This window comes from Paenibacillus polysaccharolyticus (assembly GCF_023714295.1).
GTDB lineage: Bacteria > Bacillota > Bacilli > Paenibacillales > Paenibacillaceae > Paenibacillus > Paenibacillus polysaccharolyticus_A.
This window is the reverse complement of sequence record NZ_JAMAUN010000002.1, coordinates 175,988-199,669: the sequence shown is the minus strand read 5'-3', so window position 1 is coordinate 199,669 and position 23,682 is coordinate 175,988. Positions and strand designations below refer to the sequence as shown.

Sequence of the window (23,682 nt, the reverse complement as noted above, 5' to 3'; positions counted from 1 at the left end):
ATGGTACAGAGAGGACCGAGTCAACCCGAGGAAGTGATCGACTCATCGTGTGAACAAGATAAGTTTAAGCGGCTATCGCTATCCGAAACTTCAACTAAGAAACCAGAAACCTTTCATGCAGAAACAATCATTGTGGGCGGTGGAGTCATAGGCTGTGCGATTGCTTTTGAACTGGCATCCCGAGGTCAGGAAGTACTGCTTGTTGAGCAGTCGGAAATTGCTAGCGGAGCTTCATGTGCAGCTGCCGGCATGCTGGCAGCAGATAGTGAGGATTTTGCTCATCCACTCATGGCACAAGCCGCATATGACAGTAGGGAATTACTTCATAAGCACAAAGAGCAAATATCCGCTTTAACAGGAATGGATCTTGGCTTACGGCGCAACGGATTTATCACACCGTTTCGTTCATACGGTGATCTAAGTAAATACAAGGATAAACGAAATACCACTTCCGGAGTGCAGCAACTTTGGTGGGATCGAAGCATAGTGCAACGAGAAGCGTTGTGGTTGAATCGGGATACGTACGGCGCTTATTACCGATCATTGGAGAGCGAAGTGTTGCCCGTGTCATTGACAAGAGCTTATGCGAGATCAGCTGAAATGATGGGTGCCCGCATTTTAGAAGGAGTTCAAGATGTTCGGCTGATCGTTGATAAGCATGGTGTTCAAGGGATTAAAACGGCTAAGGGAGAGGTGTGTTGCAAACATATCATCATAGCTGCTGGTTTACACGGGGAGCAACTCATGCATCAAGTAGGGGTCGCTTTGCCTTCAAGTCCGGTGAAAGGTGAAATTATGGCCGTTCGGTTTACTACAGATCAGGCTGGAGATAGACCCGATCGCACGGTATATGCAGAAGATGTCTATATTGTTCCGAAAGCAAACGGAGAGGTGTGGATCGGTGCAACCAGTTTGCCAGGAAGAAAAGATCACAGCGTATCGGTAAATAGTGTGCAACGATTGCTTGGAGCGGCAAGTTATTGGGTTCCGGGAATCAAGGAGGCGGACTTTGTGCGGGCATGGGCAGGTATAAGACCTTCCACCCCTGATGGACTGCCGTATATAGGCAAATGTGAAGGGATTTCAGGCTTGTATGCAGCGTATGGACATTTTCGTAATGGAATATTGCTCAGTGCAATAACAGGTCGCTGGATCGCAGATATGCTAGATGGCAAGAGTGCTGAAGAGATTGGGATTGAGGCATTATCGCCTGACCGAATGAACAGAAGGGAGGCTATGTTGTGAACATTGTTGTGAACGGCCAAAAGATGGAGGTTGACGACGGGTTAAATCGTGTTGACAAATTACTGCAATCATTCAACTTGCAAGTAAAAACCGTGGTAGTTGAGTTGAATCGCAATATTTTGACCAAAGAGCACCATGAAACAACAACGTTAAGAGAAGGCGATCGGATTGAGATTGTTCATTTTGTCGGAGGGGGCTAAGCAACGGATTTCACGGGCGAGAGTTGAATCTTCGTGTTGGTTTAGTGGTTGTTGGTTGCGAATTGGTTAAAACCGAGGAGGTTAAAAGATGTTAACGATTGGTAAATACTCGTTTGAATCAAGGTTGCTGCTTGGAACAGGCAAGTTCAGCGATATGAAAGTTCAGAGCATGGCCGTGGAAGCCTCCGGTACCCAAGTGCTGACCTTTGCTGTACGTCGTCTAAATCTGGAGGCGGCGGGCAAGCAGCACTTTTTAGATACGTTGGATCTAAGCCAATATACGTTGCTACCCAATACAGCGGGTGCTTCGACTGCGGAGGAAGCCGTAAGAATCGCTGAACTTGCGCGGGCTTCGGGGCTTTGTGATATGATAAAAGTCGAAGTCATCGGTGACGGAGTAACGTTACTGCCTGATCCGCTTGAAACGTACAAGGCTTGTAGCATGTTGCTTGAAAAAGGATTCACCGTGTTGCCCTATATTTCGGACGACGTTATTCTAGCTAAACGGCTCCAGTTACTTGGTGTACATGCAGTCATGCCGGGAGCTTCACCGATTGGAGCTGGTAGAGGCATCATCAACCCTTATAATCTCCAAATCATTATAGAACAAGCAGCAGTTCCTGTTATTGTAGATGCAGGGTTACGGTCTCCCAAAGATGCCGCTTATGCCATGGAACTCGGGGCAGACGGTGTGTTGCTTAACACTGCTGTATCTGGATCAGATGATCCTGTGGTTATGGCAAAAGCGATGCGGCTCGGGGTTGAAGCGGGCAGACTGGCGTACACTGCAGGCATGATTCCTGTGAAACGTTATGCAGCAGCAAGCAGTCCGGTGGAAGGAATGGTTCATACATGACAGATCAGTTACATCATGCGGAGCAGAGGGATCGTTATTCCAGACAGGAACGATATGCTCCGTTCGGCAAAGAAGGTCAAGCGAGGCTGAAAGACAGCAAAGTTTTAATTATCGGAGCCGGGGCACTTGGAACGGGTATTGCAGAAACTTTAGCGCGTTCCGGTGTCGGGCAAATTACCATTGTAGACCGGGATTATGTGGAGTGGAGTAACCTCCAGCGGCAACAACTTTATGTTGAACAGGATGCGATTGAACGCATGCCAAAAGCGATGGCGGCTGCCAAACGGTTAACAGCAATTAATTCAACCGTTCGTATTCAAGCCAAAGTGATGGATGTGCGAGTGGATGAACTCGAAGAACTAGTTGGGCACACCGATTTGATCATGGATGCAACGGATAATTTTGATACTAGATTACTGATTAATGATATGGCACAGAAACACAACATTCCATGGATATATGGAGGGTGTGTGGGTAGCTATGGTATTACGTATACGTTTTTGCCTGGTGATACACCTTGTTTGAACTGCCTATTAGGAGAAGTGCCGCTTGGTGGGGATACTTGTGATACGTCGGGGATCATTCCTCAAGCGGTGCAGATGGTGACGGCCAATCAGACAGCGGAAGCAATGAAACTGCTGAGTGGTAACAGAGCTGCTCTTCGGCGTAAATTGCTGTCATTTGATGTGTGGAGGAACGAGTACATATCCATTAATGTAGATGGGGCGAAAAAGCAAGAATGTGCATCATGTAGCCCGGCAGCTACGTATCCGTTTCTTTCCGCATCCAACCTGGAGAAAACCGATGTGTTGTGTGGTAGGGATACTGTTCAGATTCGTCCTGCACGTCGCATGCAACTGGACCTTCCGCAGACAGCAGAGCGATTGGAACGGCTTGGTGAAGGAAAGGTGGAAATGAATCCTTTCTTGGTGTCATTCACAGTAGGCCAACATCGGTTGGTCATTTTTCAGGATGGCCGTGTGCTTGTTCACGGCACGAAAGATACGTCGGAGGCACGTACGTTGGTTCATCGGTATTTCGGCTAAACCATAGTCAATCATGTGAAATATTAAAACTCATTCATGGACAAAGTCTGTTCCCCTCGGGGATGGACTTTTTCTTTTTAAGGCATCCTAACGGTACAATCCATGCCAAGTAGCAACGGAAACCAGACGGGCCGGGTGAGAAACGATGAAAACAGCGATCATATTAGTTGGTACTGGGGAATTAGTGGGAAGTATAGAGCGCATCATGCAAGAAGCGGGCTATGAGGTGAAGCGTGTAGAATGGTTTGAATTAAACGACATAGTGGATTTTAAGGTTGTTCGTCCGCATTTGATTATTTTGGTGGAGCGAGAGTTTGAGGACGTGCATCAGCGTGAACAGGATAAAATAACATTGAAGAAATGGATGAATTCAATTTCATCTACCCCTTTAATGGTGATTATTCCTGAAGTTTCGCCGCAACGGGTTATTGACTGGCTTGATTTTGGAGCGAATGATGTAATGGAGGAGCCTATTCATTGGAAGGTTATGCTTGCGAGAATTCGCAGCCTACTTCGGTTGTTTGCAAGTGTTTCCCATGAAGGTGAGGAAATCATTATAGTTCAAGACCTCAGACTTAATCTGCGTTCGCGAAGAGTGAGCCGTGGAGGACAATATCTGAACCTGACTCCGAAAGAATATGAATTATTGGAGTTTTTAGCTTTGCATTTAAATGAAGCGTGCACACGGGGAGATATTTTACGCGAGGTATGGGGGTATGAGTTTGCCATGGATACGAACGTTGTCGATGTCTACATTAAACATCTGCGGGTGAAAGTGGATAGAGGCAGGGAGATGAAGTTGATTCAGACGGTTCGAGGGATAGGTTATATGCTGGTAGATAGCTAATGATTAAATATTCCACCATTCTCCTGTTTAAATCCAGGATTGATTCGGGTAATTAAAGATAGGATGATATGAAAAAAACCGGATCGATTGATCCGGTCGTCAGTTTTAGGTTATATGGGGACAGATAGACTACAGGACGCGGCGAGCTGTAATGTACGTTCTTTTCCACGTACCGGAGTTCAGATCTGACAGCGTTACACCTGGAGAGCCGTACGTGTGAAGAATTTTTCCGTTTCCAGCATACACACCAACGTGAGTAATGTTAGATCCCGTAGAGCGGCTGCCGCTCGAGAAGAACACCATATCACCGACACGAAGATTGGCTTTAGAGACGAATTTACCTTCTTTGGATTGTTGTACGGAAGTGCGCGGAAGATCTACACCATATTTTTTGAAAATGTACTTCATGAAAGAAGAACAGTCAAAGTATCTGGTTGTTGTTGTTGAAGCACCAAATTTATATGGAGTTCCAGTGAATTTTTTACCATAGTTTACAATTTGCTGTCCTGTTGATACGGATGCCGTTGCGGCTTGTGCAACAGGTGCATTTGTCATTAATACAGCTCCAAAACCTAGTGTAGCGCACAACCCGACGGTTACGGCCTTTTGGATGAAGAAGTTTGTTTTCATGTAGTTAGTACCTCCAAAATTCGTTTTCGTTAAGTTGCTAGAGCGAGTATAACAGGTTTGTAACACCCTAGAAATTGGATACATAAGCGAAAAGGCTGATAGGGCAGTGGTTTAGATGTGATTATTAAAATACGATTAAAAATGTCAAAAAATTAATCATTGACGAATAGAGAAATAGATAAAAAACAAAAATCCCCTTGATTATCAAGGGGATTTTTTCATTTGAGTTGATTTAGAACACAAAATAACTGGTTACAAAAAAGTAATAATTGAACGTTGAGCTGTAGGTTTTGACCCCGTAACTCTTTTGAATCCCTTACTATATTCGCACTTTAGTGTTCAGTCTTTGCTCTGAATAATGAGCAGCAGGCCGCTATCAATCGTTACTGTGCCTGATTGGTCCAGTAGCTTGTTACTGATCCCTAGAGATTGTCCCATACGTATAGTGGCTTGATCCAAAGGATACATGAATCCTTCAAGGCAGATCCCTGTGACCTCATGCGTTAATGGCAGCAAAGATACATAGGTATAACCGCGTTGCTCGACAACGGCACTTGAGGTGGTCAGCGTCATATAATTATGCTCATCCTGCAACGCACAAGAGATATGATGCTGCATAGCACGAACCATGATATGGACATTCGCCAGGGTATGATCCATTCGTGTGCCCGTTGCACCAAAGATGAGAATATGAGTGGGTTCATGATCCAGAGCGGTTTCAAACGCCATTTCGGTATCTGTCAGATCTTTATGGATTGGATCACAAGCAATGAATTCTATACTATTACTGTTTACAATCTCGCGCTCTTCTTCTGTTATCGAATCGAAGTCGCCTACTGCGATGTGTGGCTTGATGCCATGTTGAATTAAATATAAGGCACCACGATCTGCCGCAATGACAACGTCATCGGGTTGAATCTCCTGAAGGAATTCCTGCGTGAGTTGGCCGCCGGTGAAGATGACAATCCGTTTATAATCCATTCTATTTCATCCTTCCTTATTTATAGAGGGAAAACATTTGATTTATATTTGAAGCGAAATCCTGAGCTAAGGTATAAAACTATACACCAAACCAGTATAATCGACAAAATGTGGTTGCACAATTTCCGTACTCGCGGATACAATGGGGAGAGCGACATGAAGATGACTTGAAAAGTGAGGTTTGAACAGGTTGGACTTACACATTTTTGAAGTATTCAGCATTATCGGTACGATCGCATTTGCAATGTCCGGTGCATTTGTAGCTATGGAAGAGGAATATGATATTTTGGGTGTATTGGTACTTGGGCTTGTGACAGCATTCGGAGGCGGAGTGATCCGGAATGTGCTTATTGGCGTGCCTGTAACAACATTATGGAGTCAGGGCTCGTTAATCATGCTTGCGCTGGTTTCTGTAGCTGTTGCTTTTGTATTGCCCTTGAAGTGGATCAGTCACTGGAAACGGACTGAAGCTTTGTTTGATGCAATTGGACTGGCTGCCTTTGCAATTCAGGGCGGATTGTATGCGGCTAATATGGGTCATCCCATCAGTGCTGTAATCGTTGCAGCTGTACTGACGGGAATTGGCGGAGGAATCATTCGGGATCTTCTTGCCGGACGTAAACCACTTGTTCTTCGTGATGAGATCTATGCGGTATGGGCAATGGCAGCGGGGTTTGCCATCGGAATGGGCTGGTTTACAACGAACATCGGTTTGCTGATCTGTTTTGCAACAGTTGTCTTTTTCCGGATGTGTTCCGTGCACTACAAATGGAAGCTGCCGCGTCGCTCGTTGACGCCTAACGAAACCGTCGTTTTGAAGCCGGAGAAACTTATTCCGCAACATGCACCATCCGTAATTCAAGGGACTTTGAGCAAGGGGGAGTAACTTATCATGATTAACGTTGTATTTGTATGTCTCGGTAACATTTGCAGATCCCCTATGGCGGAAGCAGTAATGCGTCATAAAGTGATGGAGAAGGGGCTTGGCGAACAGATTCGGATTGATTCGGCTGGTACAGGCAACTGGCATGTGGGCAAACCTCCGCATGAGGGTACCCGTAAGTTGCTTGATGGTTATCAAATCTCTTATGCCAACATGACAGCAAGACAATTTGTGAGTGCAGACTTCACTGAATTTGATTACATTATATGTATGGATAATTCTAATGCAGAGAATGTACGTAGCCTGCCAGGTGGAGAAGAGGCAGAGATTATCAAGTTCATGGATTTGCTGCCGAACGAAAAGCTGAGAGAAGTGCCTGATCCGTATTACACAGGGAACTTTGAAGAAGTGTACGAGCTGGTGAATGCAGGTTGCGATGTCTTGCTGAACAGAATTCAAGAAGATCATCCTTTAACCTGATTTTAATTAGATAAAATACAAGCCAAGCTTGAGTAGCTCATTATTATTGGTGAAATGGCAAAGAAGCAGGAACGGAACGAATTAGAACTCCTGCTTCTTTTTCAGGGAATGAATGTAAGCGTTAACAACGTGTTGTCCAAAAAATCGTAAAAAGAAAAGCGGCTATGCAGCCGCCTGTTCAACGAAATATTTAATTGTAGCTAGAACCTTTTAGCCATTCCTGCATTAACTTTTTGAGACAATCTTCTATTAACCTTCTTGTAAAAAGTAAAGCAAGGCATCAGGCAGTTCCTTTTGCCAGAAGCCCCATTGGTGATTCCCGTCTTTTTCCTGGTAGGAGACGAGAGCACCACGTTTCTCCAGCAGATCACGAGTATCCCGGCTCAGCTGTACAAAATCATACGTTCCGGTATCGGCTTCAAAGGCCGTCTCCTGCAAACCAACAATCATCCAGATCGACAACCATGACAAGTCTTCGGCTGCAGCATAGATTTCCTGAGAAGCGGAGTAGAAGGCACCAGACATGCTGATAACGCGGGTGAACAACTCAGGATATTTCAGTGCAAGATGCAATGAAACACTGCCTCCCAATGAATCACCAGCAAGAACACGTTCCTGCGGGGAGCGTCTTACAGGATATTTCTCTTCTACATAGGGAATAATCTCTTCTGCAAAGCACTTCGTATAAGCTTCAAACCGGCTGCCGAACGGAGCGTACTCTTGAGTCCTTACAGAGACGTCTACCTGAACCCCTACAATAATGAAAGGTTCTGCACCTTCATCGAGAATGATGCGGTTAGCTGTGGTAGCGATTCGGCCAAAATTGAAAAACTCTTCACCATCCTGACAATAAACGACAGGGTAGCTTAGAAGTTCGTTGTAGCCTGGGGGAAGATAAATACGCAAGGTTCGTTTCTCGCCAAGATAACGGCTTTCAATCTCTTCCTTAACAATTGTACGTTTCAAATAGCGGGAATCCGTCATAAAACGTCACCTTTCCGGGTTATTTTTGCATTCACCCGCGCAATACGGTAAGATTAACCTGGTGCGGGGATGGGTCAAACACGCAATCATGTATTATGCTGTTATACCAATATTAAACCCCTGTTATACATACAATCCAAAAGGAAACATAAAAATATTACGGATTTCTTTGACGTATGCAGTGAAACAGGTGTATAATAATAATATAACAGCGGAACTTGATATTCAAATTTTTTGTTGAGGTGAAGAAAAAAATGAGCAAGGTTCCTTATGAAGTATACACGGAGGATGTAGAAGCTCTGTCCGTGCTGTCTCCTGACGGCGAAATTGTTAACAAAGACATGATGCCTAAGCTTTCCGACGATCAATTAAAAGAAATTATGTATCGCATGGTATTTACCCGTACTTGGGATGACCGTGCAGTAAACCTCGGCCGTCAAGGTCGTCTTGGTTTCTATGCCCCAGTATCTGGTCAAGAAGCTACAATGGTAGGTAGTGAATTTGCTCTTGAAAAAGAAGATTTTATCGCTCCAGGCTATCGCGACATTCCGCAACTCGTGTGGCACGGACTTCCTCTTTATCAAGCGTTCTTGTACTCCCGTGGACACCAACATGGTGGACAAATTCCGGACGGCGTTAACGTATTGATGCCGCAAATCATCATTGGTGCACAAATCCTGCACGCAATGGGTATTGCTATGGGTTACAAATTGAAGAAACAAAAACAAGTGGTTATCACGTACACAGGTGATGGCGGATCTTCCGAAGGTGACTTCTACGAAGGTCTGAACTACGCTGGTGTTTACAAACTGCCAGTGATCTTTTTTGTACAAAACAATGGTTATGCCATCACAACTCCTTTTGCTAAACAAACAGCAGCTCTGTCCATCGCTCACAAAGCGGTAGCAGCAGGGATCAAAGGTGTTAAAGTTGACGGTATGGACATCTTCGCTGTTATCAAAGCGGTTCAGGAAGCTGCTGAACGCGGACGTAACGGAGAAGGCGCTACTTTGATCGAAGCGGTAACTTATCGTTTCCGTCCACACTCCCTTTCTGATGATGCGTCCAAGTATCGTACGAAAGAAGAAGAGGCTGAGTGGAGCGAAAAAGATCCAATCGCACGTTTTGCTAAATATCTGGAGAAAAAAGGTCTGTGGACTGAAGAAGATACAGCACGTGTGAAAGAAGAAGCAAAAGCAAAAGTGAACGAAGAGATCAAAAAAGCGGAAAAAACCGAGAAAATGACGATTTCAGGCTTGATCGACAGCATGTTCGAACAAACGCCTAAGCACTTGGAAGAGCAAAAAGCTGATTTCCAATAAGTTTTTTCCGATAAAGCATAAACATCCGGCGCCGGCACTGGTGTCTCGGTATACATGTATGAATTCAAATGTGAACTGTCAATGTTTAAGGAGGAAATGAAGCAAATGGCACAATTGAACATGAAAGAAGCAATTCGTGATGCGCTTCGCGTAGAGTTGAAACGTGATCCTAACGTTCTGCTTTTCGGTGAAGACGTTGGTAATGTAGGCGGCGTTTTCCGTGTAACGGAAGGCTTGCAAAAAGAGTTTGGCGAAGAGCGTGTATTTGATACACCACTGGCTGAATCCGCAATCGGCGGTTTGGCTGTAGGTTTGGGTATTCAAGGCTTCCGTCCGGTAGCTGAGATTCAATTCGTAGGTTTTATTTTCGAAGCCCTTGACCAAATGGTGGTTCAAGCTGCTCGTATGCGTTTCCGCTCTGGCGGTAAATACAATTCTCCGATCGTATTCCGTACACCATTTGGTGGCGGTGTAAAAGCGGCAGAATTGCACACAGACTCTCTGGAAGGTTTGCTCACGCAAACTCCGGGTATTAAAGTGGTAGTCCCTTCTAATCCTTACGATGCGAAAGGTTTGATGATCGCTTCCATCCGTGACAACGATCCAGTATTCTTCATGGAACACTTGAACCTGTACCATGCTTTCCGTGCAGAAGTACCTGAAGAAGACTATGTTGTTGAATTGGGTAAAGCGAACGTTGTTCGTGAAGGTTCCGATGTTACCATCGTTACTTACGGTATGATGGTTCATACTTCTGTAAAAGCTGCAGAAGAACTTGAAAAACAAGGGATCAAAGTTGAAGTTATCGACCTTCGTACGATCAGCCCGATCGACATCGATACGGTTGTTGCTTCCGTTAAGAAAACAAACCGTGCAATTGTTGTACAAGAAGCTCAAAAGAGCGCAGGTGTTGCAGCTGAAGTCATTGCGCAAATCAATGAAAAGGCAATCCTGCACTTGGAAGCACCGGTTCTGCGTGTAGCTGGCCCGGATACAGTATATCCTTTTGCACAAATCGAAGATACATGGTTGCCTAACCCGGCGCGTATCGTTGCTGCGGTTAACAAAGTCATGAACTTCTAATATCAATCATCTGACATGCCGCAAGGCGCAGTATGGTGATTCACATCGCAGCGCAGCTGCACTGTAAACAGCCATTAGCCCCTTGATTGACAGTTATTTGCACTCGCAGTAACAGTTAGTTTGTGGAGCTAAGGGTTGTTTTCAGGATGGAGCAAATAATCAAGGAGGTTTTTCAGTTGGCTAAATTTGAATATAAATTCCCTGAACTGGGCGAAGGCCTTCACGAAGGCGAAATCATCAAGATGCACATCAAAGTTGGGGACAAAGTAACTGACGACGATATCATCATGGAAGTACAGAACGACAAAGCGGTTGTTGAAGTTCCTTGTCCGGTAAACGGAACAGTAACTGAAGTTTTCGCTAAAGACGGTCAAATCTGCCACGTTGGTGAAGTTGTAGCGGTTATCGATGCAGAAGGCGAGCTGCCTGAGCAAGACGACGCTCCCGCTGAGGACCAAGGTGCACAAGAGAAAGACGCAGCACAAGGTGGAGCAGACACTAGCGGTTCTTCCGCAGCAGCTTCCAGCTCCAATGCAGCTCAAGAAGGCGGCAACAACAGCGTTCCTGCAGTTCCTGCAAAAGACGTTTTGGCTACGCCAAGCGTTCGTAAATTTGCTCGTGAGCAAGGTGTAGACATCGCTCAGGTTAACGGTACTGGCAACAACGGTAAAGTAACCAAAGAAGATGTAGAATCCTTTAAAAATGGTGGCGGTTCTTCCGCAGCGGCATCTTCCGACGCTCCGGCTCAAGAAGAGAAAAAATCCGCAGCACCTGCAGCTGCAACAGCTGATCAACGTCTTGAAGAGGAGCGCGTACCATTCAAAGGTATCCGTAAAGCGATCTCCAATGCAATGGTTAAATCGGCTTACACTGCACCGCACGTTACTATCATGGACGAAGTGGACGTAACGGAATTGGTTGCATTCCGTACACGCATGAAACCAATTGCAGAGAAAAAAGGCACAAAAGTTACTTACTTGCCATTTATCGTTAAAGCATTGGTTGCAGCTTCCCGTCAATTCCCGGCGTTGAACGCAATGATTGATGAAGAAGCAAATGAAATTGTGTACAAAAAATACTACAACATCGGTATCGCTACAGATACAGACAACGGTCTGATCGTTCCTGTAATCAAAGATGCTGATCGTAAATCCATCTGGATGATCGCTGATTCCATTCGTGATCTGGCAGCTCGTGGACGCGACGGTAAACTGAGCGCGAACGAAATGAGAGGAAGCACAATCTCCATCAGTAACATCGGTTCTGCTGGCGGTATGTTCTTCACTCCAATCATCAACTTCCCAGAAGTTGCTATCTTGGGTACAGGACGCATCAGCGAAAAAGCGGTTATCAAAAACGGCGAAGTTGTTGCAGCACCTGTAATGGCATTGTCCTTGAGCTTCGACCACCGTATCATCGATGGCGCAACAGCACAAAACTTTATGAATTACATTAAACAGCTACTCGCTAACCCTGAGTTGCTTGTTATGGAGGTGTAAGATATGGTAGTAGGCGACGCTTCTCTCAATATCGACACATTAGTAATTGGTGCAGGACCTGGCGGCTATGTAGCTGCCATCCGTGCTGCACAACTGGGCCAAAGCGTATTGATCGTAGACAAATCCGAGCTGGGCGGCGTATGTTTGAACCGCGGATGTATCCCATCCAAAGCTCTGATCTCTGCTGCACATCAATATGAGTCTGCTCTTCACGGCGATGCTTTCGGTATCTCCGCCGAGAACGTAAAAGTAGATTTTGCTAAAACTCAAGAATTCAAAAACGGCGTTGTTAAGAAAATGACTGGCGGCGTAGCTGGTTTGCTCAAAGGCAACAAAGTTGAAGTTTTTAACGGTGAGTGTATGTTCATCAACGAAAACGAAGCGCGTGTTTTTAACGATCACGAGTCACCACGTTACAAGTTCAAAAATGCAATTATTGCAACAGGTTCCCGTCCAATCGAACTGAAACCTTTCCCGTTCGGCGGACGCATCTTGTCTTCGACAGAAGCATTGAACTTGCCTGAAGTACCAAAAAGCATGATCGTAATCGGTGGCGGTTATATCGGCGCTGAGCTTGGTCAAATGTACTCCAAATTCGGTGCTAAAGTAACAATCATCGAAGGTTTGGATACGGTACTGCCAGGTTTCGATAAAGACATGACTAGCCTTGTAGCTAAAAACATGAAGAAAACAGGCATCGAAATCGTAACGGGTGCAAAAGCGGAAAGCGCTGAGCAAACGGATAAAGATGTAACTGTTAAATATTCTGTAAATGGTGAGTCCAAAGAAGTAACTGCAGATTACCTGCTCGTTACTGTAGGACGTCGTCCTAATACAGACGGAGAACTTGGTCTGGACATGATCGGTGTTGACGTTGATGAGCGCGGATTCGTTAAGGTTGACCACCAAGGTCGCACTAGCATCCCGCACATCTTCGCAATTGGTGATATCGTATCTGGTCTTGCTCTGGCACACAAAGCTTCTTATGAAGGTAAAGTGGCTGCGGAAGCAATCGCTGGACAACCATCTGTAGTAGACTACAAATGTATGCCAGCTGTTGTATTCACAGATCCTGAGTGCTCCAGCGTAGGTTACACGGAGAAAGAAGCAAAAGAAAAAGGTTACAAAGTAAAAGCAGGTAAATTCCCTTACGCGGGTAATGGCCGTGCAGTATCTTTGAACCATGCAGAAGGCTTCGTGAAAATCGTTGCTGACGAAGAAAGTGGCCTTGTATTGGGTTGCCAAATCGTTGGTCTGGAAGCTTCCAACTTGATTGCTGAGCTTGGTCTTGCAATCGAGATGGGCGCAACGTTGGAAGATCTGGCGCTTACTATTCACGCTCACCCAACTTTGGGCGAAATCGTGATGGAAGCAGCGGAATTGGTAATGGGTCACCCGATCCACATCATCTCCCGTTAAGATCATCGAAGCATCGGATTCGTCCGGCATTATATGTAGATTCGAAAGAGACGAGTGGCGCTAATTGCGTTGCTTGTCTCTTTTTTTTGAGTTGTAATTGAGAAGATCAAGATATCGGTGTCCATAGAATGATAGAAGCATACACGCCTCAACTTGTTTAGCGAATTCATTTCTTCCTAGTACTCAATTGTGGTACACTTTAGTAATGAACAGACCTCTCGAAGTCTGTGGCCCAGATGGGTATGAGTGCGAAACATATATAGAGATGCGAGGAGATACCAACATGAAAAACTATCTCGATTTATTACAAGATATATTGGATAACGGGGTTCACAAAGGAGATCGTACCGGAACGGGCACACAATCCGTGTTTGGCCGACAGCTTCGTTATGATTTATCGAAAGGTTTTCCACTTGTAACAACCAAACGAATTCACCTCAAATCCGTTATTCATGAGTTGCTATGGTTTTTGAGTGGGGATACGAATATTTCTTATCTGAAAGAAAATGGTGTGAAGATCTGGGATGACTGGGCAGATGAAAATGGCGATCTTGGACCGGTTTACGGCTCACAATGGCGGACATGGGAAGCGCCGAACGGGGAGAAAATAGATCAGATCGCTGCTGTAGTGGATTCAATCAAAAATAATCCCGATTCCCGCCGTCATCTGGTGAGTGCGTGGAATGTAGCCGAAATTAACAACATGAAATTACCGCCTTGTCATTTTGCGTTTCAGTTTTATGTGGCTGAGGGTAAACTATCTTGTATGCTGACGATGCGCTCCGTGGATACCTTCCTTGGTTTACCGTTTAATATAGCCAGTTATGCACTTCTGACACATATGATTGCACAGCAATGTGATCTGGAAGTGGGCGACTTCATCTGGTCTGGTGGTGATGTGCACATCTATTCCAATCATGTGGAGCAGGTGAAAACGCAACTAGAGCGCGAGCCTTTTGCTTTGCCTAAGCTGGTGATCAAACGTAAGCCTGATTCGATTTTTGATTACAAATTTGAAGATTTTGAATTTGAAAATTATGAACATCATCCAGGTATCAAAGCACCGATTGCAGTATAAACACAATAACGTATTCGATGAAAGGGATGTGCGGCCTTTGAGTATTGAATTGGTATGGGCAATGGGGGAGAATGGTGTGATTGGACATCATAATTCTCTTCCTTGGCGATTGCCAAAAGATATGGCTTTTTTCAAGCAACAAACGATAAACAAGACGATAATTATGGGACGTAATACGTGGGAATCATTCGGCGGCAAGCCACTCCCTCACCGTCGTAATATTGTTGTGACTCGAGACTTGAATTATAGAGCGGATCAAGCAGAGATCGTACATACGATTGAAGAAGGTCTGAAGGCTGCTCAAGGTGAAGAACTTTGCGTAATTGGAGGTTCTCAGGTATATCGGGAGTTTCTACCGTTTGCGGATCGGCTTGTCGTCACCAAGATTCATGAGCAATTTGAGGGAGATACGTTTTTCCCGGAAGTGGACTGGAGCGAGTGGGAGTTAAAGAAGCAGATCGAAGGCGAGCAGGATGAGAAAAATGTATATCCTTTTACATTCGAGTTTTACGAGCGTAAACGTTAGAAAAACATGTAAAGACACTGAACACAGGAATTTTCCGTGAGCAGTGTCTTTTTTTAATATAATGTTTTGTATTGATTGTGAACAATCATTTCAAATCGTATTCCATTACATCAATATGACACATTCACTGGTGAATTTTGCATAATATACATTGGATCAACATTCGTTTATGGTCGAATAGTCTAAAAACTGTAGGGATTCAACGTTGTAAAGCTTTAAATTGAGCTTTATTTTCGTAAATGAGTATAAATTTCACTAAAAAGCTTGATTTTAATGACAATTTATCTTACATTTATATGACGTTATCGCTTTTTTTATTCTCAACTTTCGCTTGTGAAAAAACATTATACTCTGGTTTAAGACCAAATTTAAGCTATTGACCATACGTTCAGTTGAACGCTATGATGTATAAAATACAAATAATTATGCGGATAATCCATTTAATATTCAATGTCGTAAGTGCTACTATAATTGAAATATCTTTGAGTAGATTTTGTGATACAATAGACAAAAACTCAAGTAAAAGAGTAATCCATTTCATATAGAGCCATACGCATGAAGGGATTAAGACAAGAACGGATGGGGGAAACGTAAGATGTCTACACCTACTGGATTTATGGAATACAAACGGCAGCTCCCTGCCGATCGAGAGCCAGCGGAGCGCATCAAGGATTGGGAAGAGTTTCATAAACATATGGCTGAAGAAGAACTCAGAACACAAGGTGCAAGGTGCATGGATTGTGGTACCCCTTATTGTCATACAGGTATAGATATGACTGGCGGTACGTCAGGCTGCCCGGTTCATAACCTGATTCCAGAATGGAATAATCTCGTTTATCGCGGTTTGTGGAAGGAAGCGCTGGAGCGTCTTCACAAAACGAACAATTTTCCGGAGTTTACAGGCCGTATCTGCCCAGCTCCTTGTGAAGGATCATGTACAGTGGGCCTGATTGGTCAGCCTGTAACGATCAAAACGATTGAAGAAGCTATTATTGAAAAAGGTTTCGAAGAAGGTTGGGTTGTACCACAGCCACCGGAGAAACGCACAGGTAAGCGTGTAGCTGTAGTCGGTTCAGGTCCGGCGGGACTTGCAACAGCGGCTCAATTGAACAAGGCTGGACATACGGTAACGGTATATGAACGTTCAGACCGTGTCGGTGGATTATTAATGTATGGAATTCCAACGATGAAGCTGGATAAAAAAGTGGTGCAACGCCGTGTAGACCTGCTAGCAGCTGAAGGAATTCAGTTTATTACGAATACAGAGATCGGAAAAGATATTCCGGCTGAGCAACTTGTTAATGATTATGATGCTGTTGTTCTGTGTGGCGGTGCAACCAAGCCACGTGAATTTAACATTGAAGGTGCTGACCTGAAAGGTGTGCACTATGCGATGGACTTCCTGAATGGAAGCATCAAAAGCTTCCTGGACTCTAACCTGGAGGATGGCAACTACATTTCTGCAAAGGATAAAGATGTCATTGTAATTGGTGGCGGGGACACAGGTTCTGACTGTGTGGCTACATCGCTGCGTCACGGATGTCGCACGATCACACAATTCGGTACGCATACTCAGGCTCCGCTTGAGCGTGATCCAATTAATAATCCTTGGCCACAATTTCCGAACGTATACACACTGGATTATGCACAAGAAGAAGCCAAAGCGTTGTTTGGTCAAGATCCACGTGAATTCTCCATCATGACTACCAAATTTGTGGGTGATGAAGAGGGCAATCTCAAAGAACTGCACACGATTCAAATCGAACGTATTGTCGATGAGACAGGCCGCAAGATTTATCAGCCAGTTCCAGGTACAGAGCGTGTATTCCCTGCGCAGATGGCAATGATTGCGATCGGTTTTGACGGACCGGAGCAAACGCTGGTTGAGCAGTTGGGACTTGAAACGGATCCCCGCACGAACGTGAAGGCGCGTTATGGCAAATACAACACGAACGTAGATAAAGTATTTGCAGCAGGTGACATGCGCCGTGGTCAAAGTCTAGTCGTATGGGCTATCAATGAAGGCCGTGAAGCCGCTCGTGAAGTGGATAAATATTTGATGGGCGCAACAGTACTGGTATAAACCAGTACCATTGTTCAATCTTTCTGTCTTCTTAATTTACATCATAAAGTATTTACATTATAAACAAAGCGATGAATACCCCTCGTATATGCGAGGGGTATTTGCTATATATTTTGATCAATAAACTTTCTTTAAATTTTTTAATTTCCGATGACAATGTGAATAAGAGCATTGCATTTTCTAAGATAAAGACTTATTATTAGATTATAATTATTATAAATAAGATTGAAGTCGGATTGATTCATAATGGGAAATAGAATTTTAACTTTGATGATGCTGTCTAAACATGACATTGAATTGAGTACATGATTGTAGATACGTTTAAGTAAAGATAGGTAACATAACATATAACGGAGGTGCACCCGTATGGCAAGTAATCGGGACAAGTCCATTTCAGAGCAAATTGATCAAATTAAAAGCCAATTGGTTGATAAAGGATATAAGCTAACCCAACAACGTGAAGTGACGGTACGTGTCCTGTTGGAACATGAGAAGGATCATTTTAGTGCGGAGGAAGTGTTTCTTCTGGTGAAAGATAAGTTTCCGGAGATTGGGCTCGCAACCGTTTATCGCACTTTGGAGCTACTCAGTGACCTGCAGGTTGTAGAGAAAATTAACTTCGGTGATGGAGCTGCACGCTTTGATTTGCGTAGCACAGACGGCTCGCACCATCATCATCACTTGATCTGTACGGAATGTGGCAGTGTGGAAGAAATTATGGAAGATGGACTGCTTCGTTTGGAGCAACAAGTGTTGCGTCAGTATGGTTTTGCTGTGACCGACCATCGACTTGATTTTCAAGGTGTGTGTAAAGAATGCAGACAAAAACATGAGCTTGATGAGCCAGCAGCCGGTTAATTCATCCCGGATAGGTGCTCTTGAATCCAAAATCTGATATAATAAGTTTCAGAAGCAGGGGCTTCCGTCGGCGGAAGGCCCCTTTTTGCCGTCATACTGGCGGTTTAGGAGGAGAGATGGACGGATGAAGACACTGGTTATTGCGGAGAAGCCCGATATGGGGAGAACCATTGCCGCCGTCATAGAACCAAAAGCAAAAAATAATCGCACATATCTGGAAGGTGAACAGTATATTATCACCTGGGCGATTGGGCATTTGCTTGGACTGGCTGAACCGGATGCCTATGATTCAAAATACAAACGCTGGAATATTGCGGACTTGCCGATCATTCCGGATCAATTCAAAATTGTACCGAATCCGCGGACAAAGGATCAGCTCAAAATCATCGGAGAACTTGCAAAGCGCGCTTCAGCTATCGTTAACGCTTGTGATGCTGGGCGAGAAGGGCAATATATTTTTGCCCTGATTCAGCAACAATTGAAGCTGCGCCAGCCTGTAAAACGTCTATGGATATCGGATTTGACAGCTGAAAGTATAAGGCGTGGATTTGATGGATTGAAAGATGCCGCAGAATTCGAAAATCTGACTTATGCTGCCCGGGCACGCAGTGAAGCGGACTGGCTGATTGGCATGAATGCTTCACGGGCATTTACAACAAGGCATAACGCACTACTGTCTGTTGGACGTGTGCAGACACCCGTGTTAGCGCTCATCTATGATCGTGAGATCGAGATTGAGGCGTTCCAGTCACAGACCTTCTATGAAGTGGCGGCCTGGTTTCGGCAGGAAAATGTTGAATACCGCGGCGTTCGTCAAGGGGATAAACTCACGGATGCAGAAACAGCAGAATCTATTGCAACCAGTGTGAAGGGTAAGACAGGTCAGATTATTAAATATGAAGCCAAACAAACCAAGGAGTATCCATACCGGTTGTATGACCTAACTCTTTTACAGCGTGAAGCGAATGCAAAATTTGGCTACGGCGCGAAAAAAACGCTGGATATTGCTCAGGCTCTGTACGAAAAACATAAAGTGATCTCATACCCGCGTACAAATTCCAACTACGTAACGGAGCAGAACATTGAAGGCATGCACAAAACGCTGAATCTGCTCAAAAACGGAACGTACCGTGAGCTAGCTTTGGGTGCAAAGCCGGAATTGGTGCACAAAAATAATAAAGGGGTCTGCAATCCGAGCCGGGTGGAAGACCACCATGCCATTTTGCCAACACTGAAACGACCAGGGACACTGTCCAAGGATGAGCAAAATATTTATGATTTAATTGTGAGACGTTTTCTGTCTCATTTCTATCCCGCCGCCGAATATAAACAGCATACGGTACTTACGGAGGTCGAGAAACATCAGTTCAAGACGTCTGTAAAAGAACTATTATCCATCGGTTGGAAAGTAGTGCTTGGTTCTGGCGATCAAGAACAAGGTGCTTCGATTAAGAAAAAAGGAAAGAAAAACAGCAACGAGGAAGAGGAAGCAGAGGAATGGACGGACAAGGCTTTCGCTGTACAGCCTGAGTTGCCTGTTCAATGTGCGAAGAGTGAGTTTAAGGAAAAAGCTACTCAACCGCCCAAAAGTTATACCGAGGGCACATTGCTCAAAGCTATGGAGAGTGCAGGTAAACAGATCGAAAACGAAGAACTACGTGATGCGATGAAGGACAGCGGTCTGGGAACTCCGGCTACACGAGCGGCTACAATTGAACGTCTCAAAAATGTAGGTTACATTACGATGCAAGGTAAAAAGATGCAGTTGACGCTGAAGGGACGAACAGCGATTGAATTAATTCGCCGTGCCGGTGTAGATTTGCTGACTTCGCCTGAGATGACGGGACAATGGGAGCGTCGGTTACATCAAATCTCTAAAGGTGAAGCAGGACAGGACAAGTTCATGGAAAACGTCAAGAAATTCACGTTATCTATCATTGAAAAAGTGCGTGTACAGGCTCCCGCTGCTGCTGATGCCTTTGGTGAAGATGCGAGAGGCAAGGGTAAGGGGAAAGGGAGAGGAACTGGTAACAAAGCAGGTAACAAGGCAACCAGTAGTGGTAAAACGTCCAGGTCTTCAACAGCAAACACATCTTCAAGCGCAGGTACAACTGCACAATCGGGCACTGCAAGTTCTGGCGCACGGGAAGTGCTTGCTCCATGCCCTTCACCTGGCTGCACCGGAAATATTATTGAGGGCAAGAAGGGTTATGGCTGTTCACGTTTCAAAGAGGGATGTACGTTTGTTGTCTGGAAAGAATATGCTGGCAAAAAAATAACAAGTACGATGCTGAGGTCTTTGGTAGAGAAGGGGAGTACGCAAGTTCTCTCGTTCAAACGCAAGGATGGAAGCACGGTGAAAGCTCGAATTATTTTAAAAGATGTAGTTACGGGTCAATTATCCGGGGAGAAACAGGAAGCTTAATCATTGCTCGGTACAAGTATAGTGGACAGAAAAAAGAACCCTTTAACCCAGGGTTCTTTTTTGTTGCTTTTGCTGTATATCCTCGTGGATAACTTTAGGAACTTCTTCCAGTGCTGTGATGGTATACATGGACGTTTCGGGGTTCGGTTGCAGCTCAACAATGTTGTATTGCCATTCATTGGGCTGCTTGATATAGATGCTGTGAATTCCGGCATTCACGGCAGGCATAATATCTGTGCGAAGCGAGTTGCCAATCATCCAGGTTGCTTGCCGATCAAACGGGCCTCTGGACAGGATGCCTTCCAGTGCTTCAATATTTTTGTGCTGACGAATATAGATTCGATCATCGAAATAGATGGAGAGCTTCATCTGATCAATCTTTCTCTGCTGAATAACGGTCTCACCGCCAGTGTACAAATAAAGAGAATGCCCAGCCGATTTTAGTTCTTCTAACGTTTCTACCATATGTGGATACGGCTCAACTTCCTGGGTGTAGACACTCATGCCCAGTTTGCTCAAATAGGTTTCTTCTTTGGGTGATGTCGCACGCGCATATTTCTGAGAAAAATATCGATACGTATCAATCAGGGACTGTGGGAAATGGTGACTTGCAAACCCAACTTTGTTCACGCCAGTCACATCGATTTCGAGTTGTTTCTCCCGAATCTGTTGTGTAGTCAGGGCATGTCCGTCAAACCATTGTTGCATGTTCTCAAAGAACTCTCCCAGAACAAGATTGAAATATTTATTGCAATACACTAGTGTATCATCAAGGTCAAACAAGATATGTTGTTTTAATAAGGTCAAAGCTAGTTCACTCCTTGCCTACGCTTGTTGCGAGTCATTCATCAATATCATATTGTTTCCATTATCCCTTAGATGCGAATGTAGGACTCTAAAAACATATTCAATTCAGATACTCCGTCAGGTCTGATACTATATTTTTCTTTACGATTACTTCCTAGCAAATGTGTGCGCAGCAGCCCTGCGATTCGAAGAGCTGTGACCTGATCTTTCACAGGATCTTGTTCTTTACCAAGCTCTTCACACATCTCCGAGAGTGACTTCGGTTCGTCTGAGACGTATCTTAACAGGCGAAGTCTTTCCGGGTCTGCCAATGCATGTGTGAATCTTAGCAAGCACGTTGGCGGCTCATCTTCACTCTCTTCCGGTATATCTACCGGATACTGAATAATCATCATACCTTCATAGAAACAGTACATATTAATAGGACGGTTATGCACCGTTGGGAACAGAATCACTTCGTTTAAACCAGCGATGGGTTCCACAATAACACCCGCAGTGGCATATTCGATTAACAGTTCAGGGCCCATTTTCTCAAGCAGAATGCGTTTTTCTTCAGCATCTTCTTCGAGCCATACCCGATGATCTTCGCTAATGTTCCGGCAATAGTGCTGATCCCATAGTCGCAGTAATGGGACGTAGCTGTTCCGAATACGTGTCGATTCTTCTATTGTAAGTTCAGGCATTAATGGGGATACGCGCGCAAATAATTCGTCAGTCGAAAGCTCTGTGAGCATGTCCAGAAAGTCTTGATTCTCCAAAGTATTATTTTGATATGCTGCCCAGGCGAATAGGACATCAAAATCGTCAAAAGGCCACGTAGCGGCAGGTGCAAGGGCAGCCCGCACGTTGGAACTTAGCTTGCGCTCAACGTCCAGAATCCATTCAGGACCAATGTCCAGATGCTGAATCCACTTTTTCGTGACGTAAACTAAAAAGCTGTTGAGCATCTCATATATCGGTGAAACATCAATTTTAACGTGATAAGCCATAATGATGCAGAATCCTCCCGTCACATCTAGATATACACAGCGACTTATGTACTATTATGGCTTGTTTTACCGGGCGTTGTCCACTATAATGTTCAAGTCCAGGGCATAGCCCCGATTTGTGAAGAAAGTATATACCCATATAAATAACAGCCTAAAGATCGTCAGCGATGGCGATTTTTCTTTGTTTGCGCTTACAGGAGGAATGAAATATCTTGGCACTGACGTTTAAATCTAAAATATCACCCTCAACTCTTAATTATCTAATTTTGATTACCGTGATCGTTGCAGCTGGGATCAGTCAGGGATTGTTGCTGCCCGTATTATCCATTTTTCTAGAACAGCAAGGCGTTTCTCCCGGGGTAAACGGGTTAAATGCTGCTGCGCTCTACATTGGCTCATTTGCCATGACGCTGGCAGCCGAACGTTTACTGGGAGCGTTGGGATTCAAAAAATTGATTGTTGGCGGCTTGATTCTGGTTATGCTTCCCTTGATCCTGTTCCCGTATTTTCCTGATATTAAAATATGGTTTGTGTTACGCCTGGTTGTTGGCATCGGAGACAGCGCTTTACACTATGCAGCCCAGTTGTGGGTGCTGTTAGTCACTACGCCTGAGAAGCGAGGGCGCTATATTTCCCTTTATGGCATGTCTTATGGGCTGGGTTTCAGTATTGGGCCATTAGGAATCAAGCTGCTCGCTTTTGGTGATGTTGTTCCGTTTTTGGTGCTGTTTGCAGGCATGGCGGCCGTGCTTCTTCTGGTTCTTATGAAGCTTCCGGACACCAAGCCGGAAAAAGCAGAGCATGCTCATTTGCCGGAACGACGTTTTCGCCGCAGTTTCGCTTGGGCATGGTATGCATTGTTGCCAGCGCTTTTATACGGTTATATGGAAGCAGGCATGAACAGCAACTTTCCCGTTTACGGACTTCGTGTGGGATATGATACGGATCAGATAGCCTCTTTGCTTCTTTTTATAGGGATTGGTGGACTGTTCCTGCAGCTTCCGCTCGGCATATTAAGTGACCGATATGGTCGAAAAGTAATTCTTATGATAGCCGGAATGGGTGGCGGTTTAGCATTTATGCTAGTTCCTTTGGCGGGTACGAATTTCTGGCTGACACTTGTACTGCTGCTTATCGCCGGAGGACTCGTAGGTTCATTTTTCTCGCTGGGACTCGCTTATGCCGCAGATATTTTACCTAAAGTTTTGTTACCTGCAGCCAATGTGGTAGCGTCCTTTCACTTTACGATCGGAAGTATCGTGGCACCGAATCTGGGAGGTCAGTTGATCAACTGGGTTTCACCTGGCAGTATGTTTACGATGCTTGGTTGCTTGTATTTCATTTTTGGTGTTACAGGACTATTATTTCGGCGTAAACGCGAAACGGAATTTGTGTTAAAATAGAAGCTGGTGTTCGCATGGAAATTGATGTCCATTTCCGA

22 protein-coding genes are annotated in these 23,682 nt (G+C 44.7%); 17 read left to right on the top strand and 5 right to left on the bottom strand.

The annotated features are described in order from the left end of the window. The 5 genes from thiO (at nucleotide 1) to M3629_RS09590 (ending at nucleotide 4,194) form a co-directional block, all read left to right on the top strand. Nucleotides 1–1,245: a glycine oxidase ThiO gene (gene thiO, locus M3629_RS09610; protein WP_251505180.1), complete on the top strand. Its 1,245-nt coding sequence runs from the start codon at nucleotides 1–3 to the stop codon at nucleotides 1,243–1,245. Next, the gene (thiS, locus tag M3629_RS09605) at nucleotides 1,242–1,445 is read left to right on the top strand and encodes a sulfur carrier protein ThiS (protein ID WP_251505177.1); all 204 of its coding nucleotides are present in this window, start codon (nucleotides 1,242–1,244) and stop codon (nucleotides 1,443–1,445) included. The genes thiO and thiS overlap by 4 nt, the downstream gene beginning before the upstream one ends. Before the next feature lie 88 nt (nucleotides 1,446–1,533). Further along, a complete protein-coding gene (locus tag M3629_RS09600) occupies nucleotides 1,534–2,301 on the top strand; it encodes a thiazole synthase (RefSeq protein ID WP_251505175.1) in 768 nt (255 codons plus the stop codon). Next, nucleotides 2,298–3,347 carry a ThiF family adenylyltransferase gene (locus M3629_RS09595; RefSeq protein ID WP_251505172.1) on the top strand — a complete coding sequence of 350 codons (1,050 nt, stop codon included), beginning with the start codon at nucleotides 2,298–2,300 and terminating at the stop codon, nucleotides 3,345–3,347. Before M3629_RS09600 ends, M3629_RS09595 begins: the two co-directional genes overlap by 4 nt. Nucleotides 3,348–3,492: 145 nt before the next feature. Next, the gene (locus M3629_RS09590) at nucleotides 3,493–4,194 is read left to right on the top strand and encodes a winged helix-turn-helix domain-containing protein (RefSeq protein WP_251505169.1); all 702 of its coding nucleotides are present in this window, start codon (nucleotides 3,493–3,495) and stop codon (nucleotides 4,192–4,194) included. Nucleotides 4,195–4,323: 129 nt separating this feature from the next. Here M3629_RS09590 and M3629_RS09585 read toward each other — a convergent pair whose 3' ends face one another. After that, on the bottom strand, nucleotides 4,324–4,824 hold the full coding sequence (locus tag M3629_RS09585) for a C40 family peptidase (RefSeq protein ID WP_090916703.1): 501 nt from the start codon (nucleotides 4,822–4,824) through the stop codon (nucleotides 4,324–4,326). A gap of 339 nt (nucleotides 4,825–5,163) precedes the next feature. After that, nucleotides 5,164–5,805, bottom strand: a complete 642-nt coding sequence (locus tag M3629_RS09580) for a thiamine diphosphokinase (RefSeq protein ID WP_251505166.1) — start codon at nucleotides 5,803–5,805, stop codon at nucleotides 5,164–5,166. Nucleotides 5,806–5,995: 190 nt separating this feature from the next. Here M3629_RS09580 and M3629_RS09575 point away from each other — a divergent pair, with 190 nt between their 5' ends. Both M3629_RS09575 and M3629_RS09570 read left to right on the top strand, forming a co-directional pair. Further along, entirely contained in the window at nucleotides 5,996–6,691 is a 696-nt protein-coding gene (locus M3629_RS09575; protein ID WP_090916699.1) for a trimeric intracellular cation channel family protein, read from the top strand. A 6-nt stretch (nucleotides 6,692–6,697) separates the two neighbouring features. After that, nucleotides 6,698–7,168 (top strand): low molecular weight protein-tyrosine-phosphatase, encoded by a 471-nt coding sequence (locus tag M3629_RS09570; RefSeq protein ID WP_251505164.1) that lies wholly within the window; start codon nucleotides 6,698–6,700, stop codon nucleotides 7,166–7,168. Nucleotides 7,169–7,417: 249 nt separating this feature from the next. Here M3629_RS09570 and M3629_RS09565 read toward each other — a convergent pair whose 3' ends face one another. After that, complete coding sequence (locus M3629_RS09565; protein ID WP_154957386.1) at nucleotides 7,418–8,152, bottom strand: alpha/beta hydrolase; 735 nt, start codon at nucleotides 8,150–8,152, stop codon at nucleotides 7,418–7,420. A 254-nt stretch (nucleotides 8,153–8,406) separates the two neighbouring features. On the opposite strand from M3629_RS09565, the gene pdhA reads away from it, so the two are divergent. The 9 genes from pdhA (at nucleotide 8,407) to M3629_RS09520 (ending at nucleotide 20,445) form a co-directional block, all read left to right on the top strand. After that, a complete protein-coding gene (gene pdhA, locus M3629_RS09560) occupies nucleotides 8,407–9,474 on the top strand; it encodes a pyruvate dehydrogenase (acetyl-transferring) E1 component subunit alpha (protein ID WP_095286477.1) in 1,068 nt (355 codons plus the stop codon). 105 nt (nucleotides 9,475–9,579) lie between these two features. After that, a complete protein-coding gene (locus M3629_RS09555; protein WP_090916689.1) occupies nucleotides 9,580–10,557 on the top strand; it encodes an alpha-ketoacid dehydrogenase subunit beta in 978 nt (325 codons plus the stop codon). A 176-nt stretch (nucleotides 10,558–10,733) separates the two neighbouring features. Then, entirely contained in the window at nucleotides 10,734–12,056 is a 1,323-nt protein-coding gene (locus M3629_RS09550; protein ID WP_251505162.1) for a dihydrolipoamide acetyltransferase family protein, read from the top strand. Nucleotides 12,057–12,059: 3 nt separating this feature from the next. Further along, the gene (gene lpdA, locus M3629_RS09545; RefSeq protein WP_145331519.1) at nucleotides 12,060–13,475 is read left to right on the top strand and encodes a dihydrolipoyl dehydrogenase; all 1,416 of its coding nucleotides are present in this window, start codon (nucleotides 12,060–12,062) and stop codon (nucleotides 13,473–13,475) included. 283 nt (nucleotides 13,476–13,758) lie between these two features. Continuing rightward, the gene (gene thyA, locus M3629_RS09540) at nucleotides 13,759–14,553 is read left to right on the top strand and encodes a thymidylate synthase (protein WP_090916685.1); all 795 of its coding nucleotides are present in this window, start codon (nucleotides 13,759–13,761) and stop codon (nucleotides 14,551–14,553) included. 37 nt (nucleotides 14,554–14,590) lie between these two features. Beyond that, entirely contained in the window at nucleotides 14,591–15,079 is a 489-nt protein-coding gene (locus M3629_RS09535) for a dihydrofolate reductase (protein WP_090917302.1), read from the top strand. A gap of 595 nt (nucleotides 15,080–15,674) precedes the next feature. Continuing rightward, on the top strand, nucleotides 15,675–17,162 hold the full coding sequence (locus M3629_RS09530; RefSeq protein ID WP_251505159.1) for a glutamate synthase subunit beta: 1,488 nt from the start codon (nucleotides 15,675–15,677) through the stop codon (nucleotides 17,160–17,162). Between the two features lie 366 nt (nucleotides 17,163–17,528). Beyond that, complete coding sequence (locus M3629_RS09525; protein ID WP_285888496.1) at nucleotides 17,529–18,020, top strand: Fur family transcriptional regulator; 492 nt, start codon at nucleotides 17,529–17,531, stop codon at nucleotides 18,018–18,020. A gap of 124 nt (nucleotides 18,021–18,144) precedes the next feature. Next, nucleotides 18,145–20,445: a type IA DNA topoisomerase gene (locus M3629_RS09520; RefSeq protein WP_251505156.1), complete on the top strand. Its 2,301-nt coding sequence runs from the start codon at nucleotides 18,145–18,147 to the stop codon at nucleotides 20,443–20,445. 42 nt (nucleotides 20,446–20,487) lie between these two features. On the opposite strand, the gene M3629_RS09515 is transcribed toward M3629_RS09520, so the two are convergent. Continuing rightward, nucleotides 20,488–21,252, bottom strand: coding sequence for an HAD family hydrolase (locus M3629_RS09515; RefSeq protein WP_251505153.1), 765 nt, complete (start codon nucleotides 21,250–21,252; stop codon nucleotides 20,488–20,490). Nucleotides 21,253–21,320: 68 nt separating this feature from the next. Continuing rightward, a complete protein-coding gene (locus M3629_RS09510) occupies nucleotides 21,321–22,241 on the bottom strand; it encodes an ArsR/SmtB family transcription factor (protein ID WP_251505150.1) in 921 nt (306 codons plus the stop codon). A 218-nt stretch (nucleotides 22,242–22,459) separates the two neighbouring features. On the opposite strand from M3629_RS09510, the gene M3629_RS09505 reads away from it, so the two are divergent. Continuing rightward, the gene (locus tag M3629_RS09505; protein WP_435368206.1) at nucleotides 22,460–23,644 is read left to right on the top strand and encodes an MFS transporter; all 1,185 of its coding nucleotides are present in this window, start codon (nucleotides 22,460–22,462) and stop codon (nucleotides 23,642–23,644) included. The last annotated feature ends 38 nt before the right edge of the window (nucleotides 23,645–23,682 follow it).

Excerpts from the sequence above, each read along its gene's own strand:
- thyA (WP_090916685.1), top strand. The coding sequence starts at position 13,759 with ATGAAAAACTATCTCGATTTATTACAAGATATATTGGATAACGGGGTT.
- M3629_RS09570 (WP_251505164.1), top strand. The coding sequence starts at position 6,698 with ATGATTAACGTTGTATTTGTATGTCTCGGTAACATTTGCAGATCCCCT.
- M3629_RS09590 (WP_251505169.1), top strand. The coding sequence starts at position 3,493 with ATGAAAACAGCGATCATATTAGTTGGTACTGGGGAATTAGTGGGAAGT.
- M3629_RS09585 (WP_090916703.1), bottom strand. The coding sequence starts at position 4,824 with ATGAAAACAAACTTCTTCATCCAAAAGGCCGTAACCGTCGGGTTGTGC.
- M3629_RS09530 (WP_251505159.1), top strand. The coding sequence starts at position 15,675 with ATGTCTACACCTACTGGATTTATGGAATACAAACGGCAGCTCCCTGCC.
- M3629_RS09580 (WP_251505166.1), bottom strand. The coding sequence starts at position 5,805 with ATGGATTATAAACGGATTGTCATCTTCACCGGCGGCCAACTCACGCAG.
- M3629_RS09520 (WP_251505156.1), top strand. The coding sequence starts at position 18,145 with ATGAAGACACTGGTTATTGCGGAGAAGCCCGATATGGGGAGAACCATT.
- M3629_RS09525 (WP_285888496.1), top strand. The coding sequence starts at position 17,529 with ATGGCAAGTAATCGGGACAAGTCCATTTCAGAGCAAATTGATCAAATT.
- M3629_RS09510 (WP_251505150.1), bottom strand. The coding sequence starts at position 22,241 with ATGGCTTATCACGTTAAAATTGATGTTTCACCGATATATGAGATGCTC.
- M3629_RS09595 (WP_251505172.1), top strand. The coding sequence starts at position 2,298 with ATGACAGATCAGTTACATCATGCGGAGCAGAGGGATCGTTATTCCAGA.
- M3629_RS09600 (WP_251505175.1), top strand. The coding sequence starts at position 1,534 with ATGTTAACGATTGGTAAATACTCGTTTGAATCAAGGTTGCTGCTTGGA.
- pdhA (WP_095286477.1), top strand. The coding sequence starts at position 8,407 with ATGAGCAAGGTTCCTTATGAAGTATACACGGAGGATGTAGAAGCTCTG.
- M3629_RS09565 (WP_154957386.1), bottom strand. The coding sequence starts at position 8,152 with ATGACGGATTCCCGCTATTTGAAACGTACAATTGTTAAGGAAGAGATT.
- thiO (WP_251505180.1), top strand. The coding sequence starts at position 1 with ATGGTACAGAGAGGACCGAGTCAACCCGAGGAAGTGATCGACTCATCG.
- M3629_RS09555 (WP_090916689.1), top strand. The coding sequence starts at position 9,580 with ATGGCACAATTGAACATGAAAGAAGCAATTCGTGATGCGCTTCGCGTA.
- lpdA (WP_145331519.1), top strand. The coding sequence starts at position 12,060 with ATGGTAGTAGGCGACGCTTCTCTCAATATCGACACATTAGTAATTGGT.